General features: G+C 53.4%; 28 protein-coding genes and 1 pseudogene. 19 read left to right on the top strand and 10 right to left on the bottom strand.

Features of this window, described 5'->3' with window-relative positions; translation table 11 throughout:
• The 4 genes from AKL27_RS26435 to AKL27_RS26445 form a co-directional block, all read right to left on the bottom strand.
• Positions 1-300: helix-turn-helix domain-containing protein (locus tag AKL27_RS26435; RefSeq protein WP_198156100.1), on the bottom strand; the 300-nt coding region annotated here is incomplete at its 3' end.
• Positions 297-725 carry a nuclease domain-containing protein gene (locus tag AKL27_RS27405; protein ID WP_083439323.1) on the bottom strand — a complete coding sequence of 143 codons (429 nt, stop codon included), beginning with the start codon at positions 723-725 and terminating at the stop codon, positions 297-299. The genes AKL27_RS27405 and AKL27_RS26435, both read right to left, overlap by 4 nt.
• Before the next feature lie 19 nt (positions 726-744).
• Positions 745-987, bottom strand: coding sequence for a hypothetical protein (locus AKL27_RS26440; protein ID WP_050465894.1), 243 nt, complete (start codon positions 985-987; stop codon positions 745-747).
• The gene (locus AKL27_RS26445) at positions 980-1159 is read right to left on the bottom strand and encodes a hypothetical protein (RefSeq protein ID WP_050465895.1); all 180 of its coding nucleotides are present in this window, start codon (positions 1157-1159) and stop codon (positions 980-982) included. Before AKL27_RS26445 ends, AKL27_RS26440 begins: the two co-directional genes overlap by 8 nt.
• On the opposite strand from AKL27_RS26445, the gene AKL27_RS28575 reads away from it, so the two are divergent.
• Positions 1158-1784, top strand: a complete 627-nt coding sequence (locus AKL27_RS28575; RefSeq protein WP_232311124.1) for a DUF4145 domain-containing protein — start codon at positions 1158-1160, stop codon at positions 1782-1784. The two genes, AKL27_RS26445 and AKL27_RS28575, sit on opposite strands and share 2 nt — an antisense overlap.
• A gap of 85 nt (positions 1785-1869) precedes the next feature.
• On the opposite strand, the gene AKL27_RS26455 is transcribed toward AKL27_RS28575, so the two are convergent.
• A complete protein-coding gene (locus AKL27_RS26455) occupies positions 1870-2412 on the bottom strand; it encodes a phage regulatory CII family protein (RefSeq protein ID WP_050465896.1) in 543 nt (180 codons plus the stop codon).
• Between the two features lie 151 nt (positions 2413-2563).
• On the opposite strand from AKL27_RS26455, the gene AKL27_RS28025 reads away from it, so the two are divergent.
• Positions 2564-2827 (top strand): hypothetical protein, encoded by a 264-nt coding sequence (locus tag AKL27_RS28025; protein WP_157057125.1) that lies wholly within the window; start codon positions 2564-2566, stop codon positions 2825-2827.
• A gap of 70 nt (positions 2828-2897) precedes the next feature.
• Entirely contained in the window at positions 2898-3578 is a 681-nt protein-coding gene (locus tag AKL27_RS28030; RefSeq protein ID WP_157057126.1) for a hypothetical protein, read from the top strand.
• On the opposite strand, the gene AKL27_RS28035 is transcribed toward AKL27_RS28030, so the two are convergent.
• Positions 3522-3944, bottom strand: a complete 423-nt coding sequence (locus tag AKL27_RS28035; protein WP_157057127.1) for a hypothetical protein — start codon at positions 3942-3944, stop codon at positions 3522-3524. The two genes, AKL27_RS28030 and AKL27_RS28035, sit on opposite strands and share 57 nt — an antisense overlap.
• Entirely contained in the window at positions 3941-4135 is a 195-nt protein-coding gene (locus AKL27_RS28255; RefSeq protein ID WP_083439324.1) for a hypothetical protein, read from the bottom strand. Before AKL27_RS28255 ends, AKL27_RS28035 begins: the two co-directional genes overlap by 4 nt.
• 15 nt (positions 4136-4150) lie before the next feature.
• Between AKL27_RS28255 and AKL27_RS26470 the strand changes: the two genes are divergently transcribed.
• The 8 genes from AKL27_RS26470 (at position 4151) to AKL27_RS26485 (ending at position 7501) form a co-directional block, all read left to right on the top strand.
• On the top strand, positions 4151-4936 hold the full coding sequence (locus AKL27_RS26470; protein WP_232311125.1) for an XRE family transcriptional regulator: 786 nt from the start codon (positions 4151-4153) through the stop codon (positions 4934-4936).
• A gap of 34 nt (positions 4937-4970) precedes the next feature.
• Positions 4971-5399 (top strand): hypothetical protein, encoded by a 429-nt coding sequence (locus AKL27_RS28040; RefSeq protein WP_157057128.1) that lies wholly within the window; start codon positions 4971-4973, stop codon positions 5397-5399.
• A gap of 189 nt (positions 5400-5588) precedes the next feature.
• On the top strand, positions 5589-5981 hold the full coding sequence (locus AKL27_RS26475; RefSeq protein WP_050465899.1) for a hypothetical protein: 393 nt from the start codon (positions 5589-5591) through the stop codon (positions 5979-5981).
• Between the two features lie 26 nt (positions 5982-6007).
• A complete protein-coding gene (locus AKL27_RS26480; RefSeq protein ID WP_050465900.1) occupies positions 6008-6727 on the top strand; it encodes a hypothetical protein in 720 nt (239 codons plus the stop codon).
• Positions 6724-6858: a hypothetical protein gene (locus tag AKL27_RS28740; protein WP_269749282.1), complete on the top strand. Its 135-nt coding sequence runs from the start codon at positions 6724-6726 to the stop codon at positions 6856-6858. Before AKL27_RS26480 ends, AKL27_RS28740 begins: the two co-directional genes overlap by 4 nt.
• Entirely contained in the window at positions 6855-6992 is a 138-nt protein-coding gene (locus tag AKL27_RS28045) for a hypothetical protein (RefSeq protein ID WP_157057129.1), read from the top strand. Before AKL27_RS28740 ends, AKL27_RS28045 begins: the two co-directional genes overlap by 4 nt.
• On the top strand, positions 6989-7126 hold the full coding sequence (locus tag AKL27_RS28050) for a hypothetical protein (RefSeq protein ID WP_157057130.1): 138 nt from the start codon (positions 6989-6991) through the stop codon (positions 7124-7126). Before AKL27_RS28045 ends, AKL27_RS28050 begins: the two co-directional genes overlap by 4 nt.
• A 24-nt stretch (positions 7127-7150) precedes the next feature.
• Complete coding sequence (locus tag AKL27_RS26485; RefSeq protein WP_157057131.1) at positions 7151-7501, top strand: hypothetical protein; 351 nt, start codon at positions 7151-7153, stop codon at positions 7499-7501.
• Between the two features lie 35 nt (positions 7502-7536).
• Here the strand turns inward: AKL27_RS26485 and AKL27_RS26490 are convergent, their stop codons facing one another.
• From AKL27_RS26490 to AKL27_RS26500, 3 genes are read right to left on the bottom strand one after another with little or no spacing between them, the layout of a single operon-like run.
• Positions 7537-8184 (bottom strand): hypothetical protein, encoded by a 648-nt coding sequence (locus tag AKL27_RS26490; RefSeq protein ID WP_050465902.1) that lies wholly within the window; start codon positions 8182-8184, stop codon positions 7537-7539.
• A gap of 48 nt (positions 8185-8232) precedes the next feature.
• Positions 8233-8484: a hypothetical protein gene (locus AKL27_RS26495; protein ID WP_050465903.1), complete on the bottom strand. Its 252-nt coding sequence runs from the start codon at positions 8482-8484 to the stop codon at positions 8233-8235.
• An 18-nt stretch (positions 8485-8502) separates the two neighbouring features.
• Positions 8503-9168 (bottom strand): PH domain-containing protein, encoded by a 666-nt coding sequence (locus tag AKL27_RS26500; RefSeq protein ID WP_157057132.1) that lies wholly within the window; start codon positions 9166-9168, stop codon positions 8503-8505.
• A 40-nt stretch (positions 9169-9208) separates the two neighbouring features.
• On the opposite strand from AKL27_RS26500, the gene AKL27_RS26505 reads away from it, so the two are divergent.
• The 8 genes and pseudogenes from AKL27_RS26505 to AKL27_RS26540 form a co-directional block, all read left to right on the top strand.
• Positions 9209-9433 carry a DUF7220 family protein gene (locus tag AKL27_RS26505; protein ID WP_050465905.1) on the top strand — a complete coding sequence of 75 codons (225 nt, stop codon included), beginning with the start codon at positions 9209-9211 and terminating at the stop codon, positions 9431-9433.
• Positions 9430-10506 carry a hypothetical protein gene (locus AKL27_RS26510; protein WP_050465906.1) on the top strand — a complete coding sequence of 359 codons (1077 nt, stop codon included), beginning with the start codon at positions 9430-9432 and terminating at the stop codon, positions 10504-10506. Before AKL27_RS26505 ends, AKL27_RS26510 begins: the two co-directional genes overlap by 4 nt.
• The gene (locus tag AKL27_RS26515) at positions 10506-10847 is read left to right on the top strand and encodes a hypothetical protein (RefSeq protein ID WP_050465907.1); all 342 of its coding nucleotides are present in this window, start codon (positions 10506-10508) and stop codon (positions 10845-10847) included. The genes AKL27_RS26510 and AKL27_RS26515 overlap by 1 nt, the downstream gene beginning before the upstream one ends.
• Entirely contained in the window at positions 10844-11080 is a 237-nt protein-coding gene (locus tag AKL27_RS26520; protein WP_050465908.1) for a hypothetical protein, read from the top strand. The genes AKL27_RS26515 and AKL27_RS26520 overlap by 4 nt, the downstream gene beginning before the upstream one ends.
• Positions 11077-11310 (top strand): hypothetical protein, encoded by a 234-nt coding sequence (locus AKL27_RS26525; RefSeq protein ID WP_050465909.1) that lies wholly within the window; start codon positions 11077-11079, stop codon positions 11308-11310. The genes AKL27_RS26520 and AKL27_RS26525 overlap by 4 nt, the downstream gene beginning before the upstream one ends.
• The gene (locus AKL27_RS26530) at positions 11307-11981 is read left to right on the top strand and encodes an HNH endonuclease family protein (RefSeq protein ID WP_050465910.1); all 675 of its coding nucleotides are present in this window, start codon (positions 11307-11309) and stop codon (positions 11979-11981) included. Before AKL27_RS26525 ends, AKL27_RS26530 begins: the two co-directional genes overlap by 4 nt.
• Entirely contained in the window at positions 11971-12219 is a 249-nt protein-coding gene (locus AKL27_RS26535) for a hypothetical protein (RefSeq protein WP_050465911.1), read from the top strand. Before AKL27_RS26530 ends, AKL27_RS26535 begins: the two co-directional genes overlap by 11 nt.
• Positions 12219-12800 (top strand): annotated as a pseudogene (locus AKL27_RS26540) (hypothetical protein); the annotation flags it as partial. The gene AKL27_RS26535 and the pseudogene AKL27_RS26540, both read left to right, overlap by 1 nt.

The following is a 12800-nucleotide window of genomic DNA, read 5'->3' on the forward strand; positions in this document are numbered from 1 at the left end:
GGTGGGGTGCAGATTCTGCGGGGGCGCGGATTCTGCGGGGGTGCATAATTTGCGGGGGTCAATGTTGTACATCGTGCTGCGGCCCTTGCGCATGTCGCGGGTGAGAATGCCCTCTTCCTCCATCGCTGCGATGTGCTGTTGCACGGTCCGTTCACCCATACTGCATTTCTGCATGATGGTTTCGATTGACGGCCAGCACTTGCCCTCGTCGTTCGCTGCATCGCACATCGCCACCAGAACGAACTTGCGCCCAGTCTGCATATCCATTTTCCATGCCTGAGTCATCAACGCGATACTCATTTGTCATCCTTCAACAAACCCATGCGGCGCAGAACGGCATGCGTTGCCGCGACGGCCTGGTCGAATTGGGAAATCATCTGTTCGTATGTGAAGCCGTCCGGACGCGGCGCGCGGCCATCCAGCACGTCATGGCAGGCGCAGCATCCGAAGGCTCCGCGAGTGTCTGGAGCCTTCAGGCCCATCCCCTTACCGTCTTGGAGTTGGTTGCTGTGGCACAGCACCGTCGTATCTGTCCGGCCATTGCAAACCCGGGGAAACAGCAGTGTGCATTCCTGACCACGCGCGGCAGCGCGGATCTTGGTCTGAGGCGGCCGGCGTGACTTTAGCGGCTTACGCGGCTTCTCAAGCGCGCCTTTGCTCAAATCAGCGCGGGAAGAAGAATTGACAAACCCGGTGCGCTTCAACGGCTTGGTGCCGGGTTTCATGGGAGATCGGCGAAGCATGTTATTCGCTGTCCTTGCGCAGTTGCCAGTGGACGTATGGAATGCGTACCAGGTCATGAAAACGCCGCTCGCGTGACTTCACATTGCAGACCATTTTCAAATGCTCGGTTGCCTCCTCGGCGGTACCGATGTGCAGATGTGGATCTGGCAGTTTTTCATTCAGGAATGCCCGGAACAGTGACTGTTCGCAGAAGATCGCCGCCAGCTTGGCCAGCGCCCCGCCCTTTTGATGGTTGCTAGTCATGTGAACCCCCTGAGTTTTTCAGCACAACTAGCTTTGCTGCCAGTGCAGTGATAAATACGGTCTTGTCATATGCGATCTGATATTCTTGAGTAATAAGGCGGATCGCCAGCTCCGGAGACTCTTGAAGCAGACGATCTAATTTCATATCAATAACTACCAGCTTATTTGCCATGGCCGTTATCCTTCAAGATTGCCCGCATTGCGGAGTAAGACGCGCGTCGTTTCCTGTACTGCACGATTCGAAAATTCCCGATTCGCAATACATTCATATTGGTATGGGGAGATGCCCCGCCTGCCAATTTCCAATTGCTTACCGCGCCACTTTGAGTTCCATTTTGGATCAGACTCAAATTCACGGAGACCTCGCGACCCACGCCGTGACAGCAAGTTTCCAAACGTATCCAGCTCGCATGAAATCTGTAAGTCCAGAATTCGTTCCGGATGCTGCGGCGGATGCGTTTGTCGAAGGAGTCGAAAATGCGAAAGATGGTCGATACAGTTCTGCGGTAATGATGTTCCGCCGAGCGATTGATGTGGGCACAAAACAATTTGCGCCAGAAATTGATACACACAATCTCGGAAAACGGATAGATAAACTTGCAAGCGAAGGGATGATCACTAAGGATCTGAAGATCTGGGCGCACAAAATTCGACTTGAAGGAAACGAGGCTGTGCATGATTTGCCAAAGCCCAGCAAGGAGCAAACCTTGGAGCTTCAGGAGTTTGCTGAATTGATCCTTATTTATCTCTTTACGTTGCCCGCCAAAGTCAAAGCCAATTTGTCCGACACCGAGTAACTTGCTCATGCTGGTCCCCGCGAATAGAGCAACGCGAGGATCAGCGCAAAAGGGATTGCGGCTTGCAGGATGTACTTGAGGTCGCTCATGCCGATTCCTTTTCCCGACGTGGATGGAGCAGCTTGTCAACAAAGCCCCGGCCCGAATCTTTCTTGGCCCGGAGGCGCAGCTTTTCAATCCATCCGACAATTGCCGGCAACATGCGGCGAATTTTTGGCTCAATCTGCACCAGCTCGCACTGCGAAAGCTGTCCGTCGCTCATTGCGTCTTTCGATGCTGCGATGGCCTCCCCCAGTTGAACCATGACTTGCATTGCCGCCGCGCTCAATGCCTCTTCAGTCACATCGGCTGCGTCAGGGATTGGTACGCAGATCATGCCGTGCCGGAACGCCATAGCTTGCATAGGCAACAGCGCATCATCGACGCCGGCGCTCTGAAGCAGCTCCAGTGCCACGGAGACCTCTTCCCAGGTCATGTTGTTGGTCTTTTCGGCCGGTCCGATTTTCTTGCGCAGCAGTTTGGAACCCAAACCCATGCGCGGCGCCAGTGCTTCGAGACCGCCCGGATACTCGCGCGCCACGTTGTAAAGGCAGTCGTGCTGATCGGTCTCGCCGTATTTGTAAGTCATGGGGTAAAGCTCCTCTTGATTCCTGATGATTTCTTGCTGCGTGGCAGCTACTCTATGGTTATGAATACTCGACTGCATACTGCTGTAACTGGGTGGAAGCCCCTCCGTGATAGATTGCTGGTTCTCACACCACAATCACAAAGGGGCTTCCATGGCAAACAACGGCCAAAGTCGCGAACTGAGCGATCAGTACTTACTTACACAACTAACTGCACTCGACGTCGCGTTGAAAGCAATCTGCACCCAACTCTCGCCAGCCCAGGCATCCGGTGCTTTGGGCTTGATTCAGCAGTTCACCTCCGATTTCGCAAATTTCACACCCCCGCAAAATTCGAAAGTCGACCTTTCGGAGTCGGTCCCAAAAGAACTGGTCAGCTATCAGAAGATCTTGCTGAAGGTTTCGTCGCAGTCGTAGCATGTGACTCGAAAAGCCCGTTCACGAATTTTGATAGTTCAATTGCCTGGCGATTAACGGCATCGGCCCTATGCCTGTCTTTAGCCCGGTACCGCTCAATCTCGGAGCGAATTGCCGGGCCGATGAAGAACAACACAATTCGGATGAGCAAGGCTTTCATGCGCCTTCCTTCGGCTTGCCTTGTGCATTCAGCGCCATGATTTCTGTCTCCAGCACCAAGCGAGCGGCCTGCACTGTTGCTGCCGGTGCTGGACGGCCGCTGCCGACGAGGCTAGCGACGATGCTGCAGAGTGATTCAGCGATCAGCTTCTTCTGCGCCGCAGTGATATCTGCCGGGTTCTTGATTGCACTTGATGCCATCTCGATTCTTTCAAATAAGGGCGGGAAGCCCCAATGCGGTACGATTGATGTCCCACAACAACAATCTACAAAAGGACTTCCCATGGGCGATTTGTTTAAAAATTTGAGTCTCGACTACTGGTACAAGGTGCTGCTTCTCTTATCGTGCGGCGTCTTCGTTCTGGCCATCTCGGTACCGCTTCAAATACCGAACATCCCAGTCGTGATCATGTCGCTCGGGGGTATTTTTATCGGCATGGGCGAGTGGATTAACCATCCGTATCAAGAAGCCGTGAATCTCCATGCTGGACTCAAAATATCGGGATACGTGCGCAAAGCTGGCCCACTTGGAGTGCTATTTGATGTCATTGGGGGCATCCTCCTTGTTTACGGAATCTGGAAGCTTCTTTAGTGAAGGCAGAAAAGTAATGACACACCGCCGATCAAACCTTTTTGCCATTTCAATGGCTGCGCGGGCGCGGGCAGCATCTTTGGGCGTCAGCGTGGCAATGAATTCGGAAGTGAACTCGGATGGCGAAAAGCTACGGCTCTCCAACTCACCCGGAACATTAGAATCAGTTGGCGAAGAACTGCAATTTGCCGCAAGGCTGCCCGCGATTGCCTCGCGACTTTCAACCGACCGGCGAAACAAAATCAGCTCAGAAGTCATGACGCGCACAAGCGCAAAGCCCTCAAGAGCGATACGCAGAGTCAAAGCAATGCCTGCAAGAGACAAATATAAGACCAGCGCAAACCCATTCTCAGTAAGCAAAGTCATGCAGCCCCCTGGGGGCCATCTGTCTCTTGGCGCGCAGGAAAGAGATCCGGCCGATCCAGTTTCTGACGCGCAGGAATGCCGCGAGTCATCCAGTTCTGCACGCGCTGCGCACCGCCCGGCTTCTTGAAAGACAGCATGTCTGCCACTTTCGAAGGGCCGCCCAAAGCAAGAATCAGAGTTTTATCGTCCATGCGCAATTAAACACCATGTTTAAACAAGAAGCAAACAGTTTGTGTAACAACACTTTGTTTAAATCAGGCACTATCACGCGCATGCATGAACAAACCAAACGACTTTATGAGGCAGCAAAGGCTTTGCGGGCAACGCAGGAGCCGAGCGCCGTCGCGCGCTTGCTCGGCATATCGCCTCAAACGCTGAAGAATTGGGAAAGTCGCGGGATATCCAACTCGGGAATTCTGGATACTGCTGGGGCACTCGGATGTAGCGCGCTTTGGTTGCGCTCTGGGGAGGGTGAGATGGCGGCCGATTCGCAGCCTGCCGACGCATCCAACGACCCCAAGCATTGGCCGACAAAATTTACTCGGGTTATTGAACACGACCCGAACAGCGAAGATTACATAGAAATCCGCAAGGTGAAGCTGAAACTATCTGCCGGAATCACAGGCTTCCGCGCCGAGGCCGACGACAACAATGGACGCCCCATTACTTTCCGCAAGGACTGGTTTTCCAAGAATGGCTACTACCCAGAAAAATTGATTGCCATCGGAGTCAAGGGCGACAGCATGGAGCCGACGATGTCAGAAGGCGACACTGTGGTCATCAATACAGGTGACACCGCACTCCGCGACGGTAAAACGTATGCAATCAACTATGACGGCGAGGATATTGTGAAGCGTCTGGTCAAAGACTTTGGTCGTTGGTTTTTGGTATCGGACAATCCGGATCAGAAACGATATCACCGACAAGAGTGCACTGGCGCAACATGCATTATCATTGGGCGAGTTGTACTGCTGCAGCGAGAAAACGTATAGACATTGTGAACGCGAACCCATCTGACTCACGCTAATGAAGAATCTGATTTTATCCTCCGTAATTCTAGCGGCGATCACGGGGTGCGCCACTTCCCCAGTCCCCTTCGACAAAGCAACTTCGGCACCAATTGAGCGCGTTTATGCATTGCAGTCCACTCCATCTTCGGAATATGGGACCGTTATTGTCACGCGCGACAGCGGGTACCTCGGTGGCGCCTGCTACCACGGTGTATATGTCAACGGAAATTTAGTCGCCAGCCTGAGCCCGGCAGAGAAAGCTGCATTTAAGGTTCCAGTTGGCGAATATTTAATCGGCGTCGGCAACCCTGGCGGCAAAGGGCTTTGCTCATTCAACGCTGACTATCGCCGTGAAGTTTCGACCACCGTGCGCGCCGGGGAAACAAAGCGCTTTCGTTTTTTGAGCACGCAAGATGGGATCTCTGTGGAACCCACATCGTTCTAACATCGCAAAATCGAAGCATCGAAGCCGCACTCGCGGCTTTTTTTACGTCCAGCCCTCGCGCACTGACCACACTTAGATGCATTTTCAGAGAATATTTAATTTAAACAACATGTTTTAAACAAACTGTTTGCAATCAATTTAAACATCGTGTTTAATTGAGCCATCGACACACCAACCGATGGATTGCAAATGCCCACCAAACCCGCAGTAACAAAGAAAGCGCCACGCGCTGCGGCAAAACCCGCACCGAAGACCAAGCGCGCATCAGCCGCACAAACCACGCTCGATGATTTGCTCAAGGCCAGCAATGCCCATGCAGCGCTGACAGAAAAAGTCATTCACATGCTTTTGGATGATCGCAAAGCGCGCGCTGTAGCCGCTCTCGAAATCCCCGGTTCGTCTGCTCAGTCTCCGATTGTTGTCGACGGCGCCAATGCCCGTCTCTCAGCGATGTTGGATATTTTCTCTGGCAAGAGCGCGCAGCAGATCCTGCAGGACATGCTCGAAACAGGTCGCCCGCCATCCCGCGAAACATTACTGCGCCTCGCAGATAAGCAAGTAACCGCCACCTCGCGCGGATAAATCAATTAAAAATCAAGGAGCCAGCGATGTCCGCCACTACGCCTAAAAGCAATCTGAGAATCAAAACTAATCCGATCAACATTGTTCGCGCAGCACTGTTCATGGCGAATCAAGATATTCGTTATTACTTGAACGGGTTGCAATTCGAGCCAGCGCCAACAGGTGGCTTATATATCGTTGGCACGAACGGGCATGCCATGACCGTTATTCACGACAGCCAGGGCGTCTACGTCGGCGATCAACCTGGCACCATCCTGAGAGTGAGCAAGCAATTGATCGCAGCCTGCCGGACCGCTAACCGGCACTCAAACTTGCAGCAACATTTCTTAGTGGATGGCCGCCGTATCTCAATTGCTCCGGATTTCGATCAGGAACATTACTCCGATTTGGAGTTGTTCGTTCAGCCAGGCAATCCAGTTATTGAAGGAAAATTCCCGGATTGGCGCGCTGTTCTGCCGGACTTCCAGAATCTCAAACGCGGCGCATTCGGTGGCCCCTTTGGAGTCAGCCCGTTCTACTTGGCGCGCTTTAAAGACTTAGCTATCAAGAACAATGGACTCACCTTCTGGCAAGAGGCAGAAGGCCGCCCGGCCGTAGTGCAAATGAGTGCAATTCCTGAAATGCTGTCCATCATTATGCCAATGCCCGGCGACAGCGAAGAAAAGGCGAGAAAGCATTTCCAGTCCTTCCCCCAAAAAGCCAAGCCAGCGGTAAAGGAACAAACTGAAGAAGCGGTGCCAGCATGATCTGCCGCATCCGTGCCGACTACGGCAACAACGATATCCGCATCGGTGAGGCCATTGGCTTGCCTGCCATGCTCGAACAAGCTGCATACGACGATGGCGCCCTCGGCGTGACTGTGATGGTGATCTCATGATGTCCAAGATCGCTATTCACCTCTCCGGATGGGCCGCCTGCATCTTGTTCTTGTTCGTGCTGGCTGCCCTCGGTGACCCACCCGCCAAATCCAAGCCGGGCATCAAGCCAATTTGCTATCGGGTGGTGACATGAAAACCGCCGTCGCCGTTGTGGCAATCGTCGCTGCCCTGCTCGCAATGATCCGTATGCCGGTTGAGGACAGCACCAAAGACACCATGGCGTTGATTGACGCCTCCCGCAATGCACATCTGCGCCTGTTCCGCTAATCCGACCCGAGAAAAGGATTGACCATGCAACTGATTACAGAAAGCACAAACCCCGAACGCGACAGCGCAATCATCGAGGCGTCACAGGGGGGGGCTGCAACAAAGGATATCGCGGATCTGCACAAAATCTCGGTTGGTCGCGTTCAGCAGATCCTGCGGCGGCACAAGGCAGGCGAGGTTTTCGACTTGTTTCTGGCGGATGGCCAGCAAAAGGTGGGAGTCGCCCAGGTCATCACATCGCGCGGATTTATTCATGCCTGCCAGTTGGCAATGCGCGAGTACCGCGCCTCATTTGCCCGCCTGGAATTGCCGAGCTGGCGTCTGGTCGCCGGTGAAAACGCTATCGCCCTCAACGATCCATCTTTGGCCGGGTAAGCCGATCCAATGTGATGGAAGCATTCCAAAAATTATTAGGACGACTCAGCCTCCTCATGAACACTTGTAATTTCCTCCAAAGCTATTCGGCATTCTTTCTCTGCGAGATTAATCGATACAAGAAGATAGTTGATAACCGAGATGGTATCCACGCAAAATCTTTTCCGATTTTCAGGACTTTGCAAAAGCGTGTTTTCATCGGCTCGAATCAACATATCAATCAGCAGGTGATATTGAGCCAAACCGAACGCCAAATGAGCGGCGCAGTCATTGGGAAGCGAGACCAATTTTGTAGCATCCTCCTGGGTCCACAACGTTGCCGATTGCAGCACTCCACCAATGCTCACCAACTCTTCAAGTTTCGCGACTCGCTCGGTCAATGGATGGAGTTCATCGAGAAGTTTCTGAAGGTAAATTCGAATTCTGGATACTTTCAGCGCCACTCCAGCAGAGGCGATCACGGCCCGAGTCCGCTCTTCGCGCTGCTTATTCCGGGTTTCGGTGAAGGCAAGCCAAATCGTGCCGCAAAAAGCCAAAAACGTTCCGACAGCTCCGGCCCACGTCGCCAGGTCCCCGATGTCTTTGAATGGATGCTTGACGAACATGGCACACACCATGCCTGCAATGAAAATGCTACCGGCGAGCAGGAACCAACGCGCAGCATTCCAAAATTTGATGAACATTATTTCCCCTTATATTTTGGGGGAATCGTAGCACAGCCGCGCGCGAAGTTATTGCAGGTCGTCCGTGGAAATGGAGATGTATTGCTTCATCGGCGCCGGCATCTTGTTGCTGACCGCCTGGAAGATCTTGGCGTAGTTCGCGTTGAACAACGAAACCAGATTGTTGCTGGTCTCGCCTCCGATGGCAATGAGCGTGGCTTTGGAAATGAAGCCGGGAATCACAGTGCCGTTACTTTTGATGATGAACGTTACTCGGTCATCACCCGTATCCTTCGGGCTCTCAATCGTGAATCCATCCATGGCATATCTCCAGGGTATTTACTTCGGCATGATCTCCAGCAGCTTCATCACGTCGGATTCGAGCCTACTGTAGTTGTCTCGTATCAAAGGCCCGTACTCGACAAGTGCTTTGGCAGTCGCATCCCTTCGGGCAAAGCAAGCGGGAGTTCCCATATGACTCGCTTGAAATTCAGCTTCGCTCCACTGTTCTATCAAGATGTTATTCATCTGAATGGTGCGAATAAATCCATATCCTCGACCATAGGTCAGAATAATTTGCTTTCTAAGCGACTCATCAGCAATTTCAGCAATGCGATCGGCCGACTTGGCGTAAATCACAAAGGCATTTTCGCTGACAGGGATTCTGTACATGAAGGCCGCCGGAGCAGATTCGATGAGATGCTTCCCGCTACGTTCGGAAAAATTATCCCACGTCAACGACACCTCGTCCCGGATGCTGAGTATCAATTGGTGGATGGACGCATCTTCTCGGTCTTTAACAGCCTGGTCTTGGCGCAGCCATATCCAAATTGCGGCAAATATAGCCCCAAACGAACCAGTAGCCTGGACCCATCCGGCACTTTCAGACGATACCAATCCTTTGCTCAAAATTGCAGCGATCGTCCCATAAATCAACAGAGCCATTATGGGCCAAGCGACATAGGGCAACGCTCGTTTAACGAAATCAGTTTTTCTAACGCCCATCTCCCGCCCCCGAAAAAATTGTTGTTGGAGGCATCCTAACATGACCCAAACCCGCAAAGGCTCCCTGATAGAAGCCGTCGCAAACATCCTTGTCGGCTTTGGCGTCGCTCTCATCAGCCAGTTGATCATCTTCCCGGCATATGGCGTCCACGTCCCGCTGTCGACCGATCTCGCCATCACCGGATGGTTCACCCTCGTTAGCCTGGTGCGGTCCTACTGCATCCGCCGCTGGTTCAATAAGCTCATCAAGAAAGCCACAGCATGACAACAGAAAATATCAAGGCTGCGTGCGTCGAACTCGTCAACCGCCTGCTCAGCTCTGAACAGTTCGGATACGCAGTCACCGCAGAGGTGCGCGATGAAGCGCGTAAAGCACTCGGGCGCGCACCGGTCGAACAGGCTCTGTATTTGAATGCACCGCCAGCAGCCGATACGCATACCTGCAAGTGCAATCTGCGCACCAAACTCGTCGGCGATGGATGCAATGCCTGCAATCCAGAATACGCAGCCCGGTTTGCAGCGCCAGCCGACCATGTTCGTGGCGTCACGGAAATGGCGCCAGATACCTACCTTCCAACCGAAGCGGATCACTACTGCACCATACGCGGAGGTGATGGCGCTGTATGTGCGACTGGTTGCACTTGCGGGAAAGCCACCGAGGCGAAGCCGGTAGCGGCTGACGGCAATCCGATGAAACAGAAATCAGTATTCCTCTCCAATCTGGTCTATTTCTACGGTCAGACGGACGGCACGTACAAATGGCCTGTTGGCCCTGTCGCCGACTTGTTGAAGCAGGCGAAGCACGAAATTGAGGCAATTAGACAAGAGGCGAGGCCGGTATCGGCTGGACTATCGCGGCAACAGGTGTTCGACAAGTTCTCTTTCTTGGAGGGCGTAGTCAACGAGTTCTACTACAACCGGATAGCAGAAACTGCGATTGCCATGCTCGCCGCCCCGCAGCAACCTGTTGCGGAGGCGAAGCCGGTAGAACCTTACGGGTATGCCGCCGAAGCTGGGGACGGTCACATTGTGTTTTTCAAAGAACGACCCTTGTTTAGTCAGGAATTCCTGACCAGTGGTGTGATGACAGTTCATCCGCTATATACCGCCCAGCAGCAACCAGCGCCAGCAGTTGGGGCGAATGCTGTAGATGCTCAGCGTTGGCGTACTACATTGCGTTTTGTGGGCGCTTATCGCTTCGTTGGATGCCATGAGAAATTCCATTTCGAAACACTGCCTATTGAGCCAGGGACGAAATTGATGCGCGGCAGCGCAGCCGGTCATTTCACCAAAGCTATCGATGCAGCTATCGCCCTGCAAGCGGGGGAGCAATCGTGATGACAAAATTAATTCAACCAGTTGTCATCCTGCGGGACAAAGACGGCTATGGCTATCACCCTGACGAACCCGATTTCGAGGAAGACCAAGAAAAAGAATTCCGCGAATGGATTGCCTCGCAGGGATTGGAAATAAAGCTGAGCCGCCTTGAAGATGAGCACGAATCGCACCCGGCCTACAACCGCTATTTTGAGATCGGCGATGCCGACATTCACGAATGGGAAGCTTCGCCGCCGGCGGGCGAAGGCTGGTTCACTCTGTCGATCCACGATACCGATGATGGCCCGGTTTGGGTATGGGTGCGTCGTATCGCCGACCATCCAGCAGAGGAGCAATCATGATCAATCAAATTGCACTGTTCGTGTTATCTGGCATCGCCACGTTGCTGGCCGCTTCCTCATTGATCGCACCTGTACGCCGCTGGCGCGACCACTACTCAATCAAGCTTGTTGCGCGCTTCGCTCCTGAATCGTGGCTGCTCAAATACAGCCTCTGGGACGAATGCGATGGGGAACCGATGAACGCTTGGGCGGAGGAACTTGTCCGCCGCGATGGATTGGAGGCTCAGTCATGACCGCCGTCACCCAATGGTTCGGCCCGGAAGTCGATCCCGTCCATGTCGGATGGTATCAGCGCGATTATGGTGCCGGTGCCAATGCCTGCGCAACAGACCTGCATGATTGGTGGGACGGCAAACAATTCTTCTTTGGCATTGATGGCGAAGTGACGCCGGTTGTTTCCGGTCTCAAGCTCCCTTGGCGCGGCCTGGCTGACAAACCCGTTGAACAAGGCGGTGTGTTATGACGAAATCGAAAGGAATCCTGCCACCGCGCAAACCCTGGGCGGAATCTGAGATCGATACTATCAAGGCACGCTATCCGCACGAAAAGACCGCAGATATTGCCGCCGCGCTTGGCCGTCCCCTGGAGCATGTCTATCGTCGCGCTGCAAGACTTGGTCTGCACAAGACGCCCGAGTTCTTGGCAAGCCCCGCTGCTGGCCGCACCAACGGCCGGCAAGGTATCGGCACCCGTTTCGCTAAAGGTTTGACTCCCTGGAACAAAGGCACCCATTTTGACTCAGGCGGCCGTTCTGCAGAAACCCGATTTAAACCCGGTCAAGGTCCGCACAACACGCTGCCCATCGGTAGCTATCGCCTCGATAAAGATGGAACGCTGCAACGCAAGATCAACAACGACAAAGGCAACAACAGCAAACGGTGGCGTGGAGTGCATGAACTGGTTTGGGTCGCGGAACACGGCCCGGTACCGCCGAAACACATTGTCATTTTCAAACCTGGTCGACGCACCTCGGTACTCGCAGAAATCACGCCGGACACGGTGGAGTGCATCAGTCTGGCCGAGAACATGAAACGCAACACGCGGCACAACCTGCCTAAAGAACTTTCCGACCTGATCCAACTGCGCGGCGCAATAACCCGGCAGATCAATAAAAGGATTAAAAATGAACAATGACATCGAAGCACTTCGCGGCCACTTATTCGCAACGTTGGCAGCGCTCCAGGATAAAAACAACCCGATGGATATCGAGCGTGCCAAGGCAGTCTCGGACGTCGCGCAGGTGATCATCAATACCGCAAAGGTGGAAGTCGAGCACGCCAAGGTAACAGGATCAAAAGGTAGCGCGTTCCTGGGCAATCAGCCGGCACTTCCACCGGGCATTACTGGCACAACCGTGCATCGGATTACCTGATGAAACACGATACAGATAAAGCGCAGGCGATGACGCCGGAATTCATTGAGCAGCAACGGCCATTGTTCGAAGCATGGCAATCAACCGGTGATGCAGATCTTGATCGAGCACCTGAAGACAATCGTTACTATGATGACTGCAAAACCAACTGCGAATGGCATGCATGGCTCGCCGCCCGCAGCGCAGGGCTGAGTCAGGAGCCGGTGGCAAATGGCAAAAGGGAAATTTGCCAGAATTGTTTTGATACTGGCGAGTTTGCTGGCGAAAGCTGCACGTCTTGCGATTTAAACATATCCAACCAAATTGCACCGATAGGATTCAAAACATCTAAAGGCGTGATTTGGTATTCGCCAAACGGAGAGTATGTCGGGCCTTTGTTCACCGCCCCGCCAGCGCCTGTAAGTGCGGAGCCGGAACAGGATTTTTGGAATTGGCTGCCTCGGGCGTACCGCGATGGCGAGAAAGGCGACGCGCTAAATTTCACAAAATGGAACATGGAAGTTGCGTTCAAGGCAGGACGTGACAGCGCCGCCCCAGCAGCGCCGCTGAGTGATGCGAAGGATGCGCAAATCCTCAAGGCA

It is taken from the genome of Herbaspirillum autotrophicum, from assembly GCF_001189915.1.
Lineage (GTDB): Bacteria > Pseudomonadota > Gammaproteobacteria > Burkholderiales > Burkholderiaceae_D > Herbaspirillum > Herbaspirillum autotrophicum.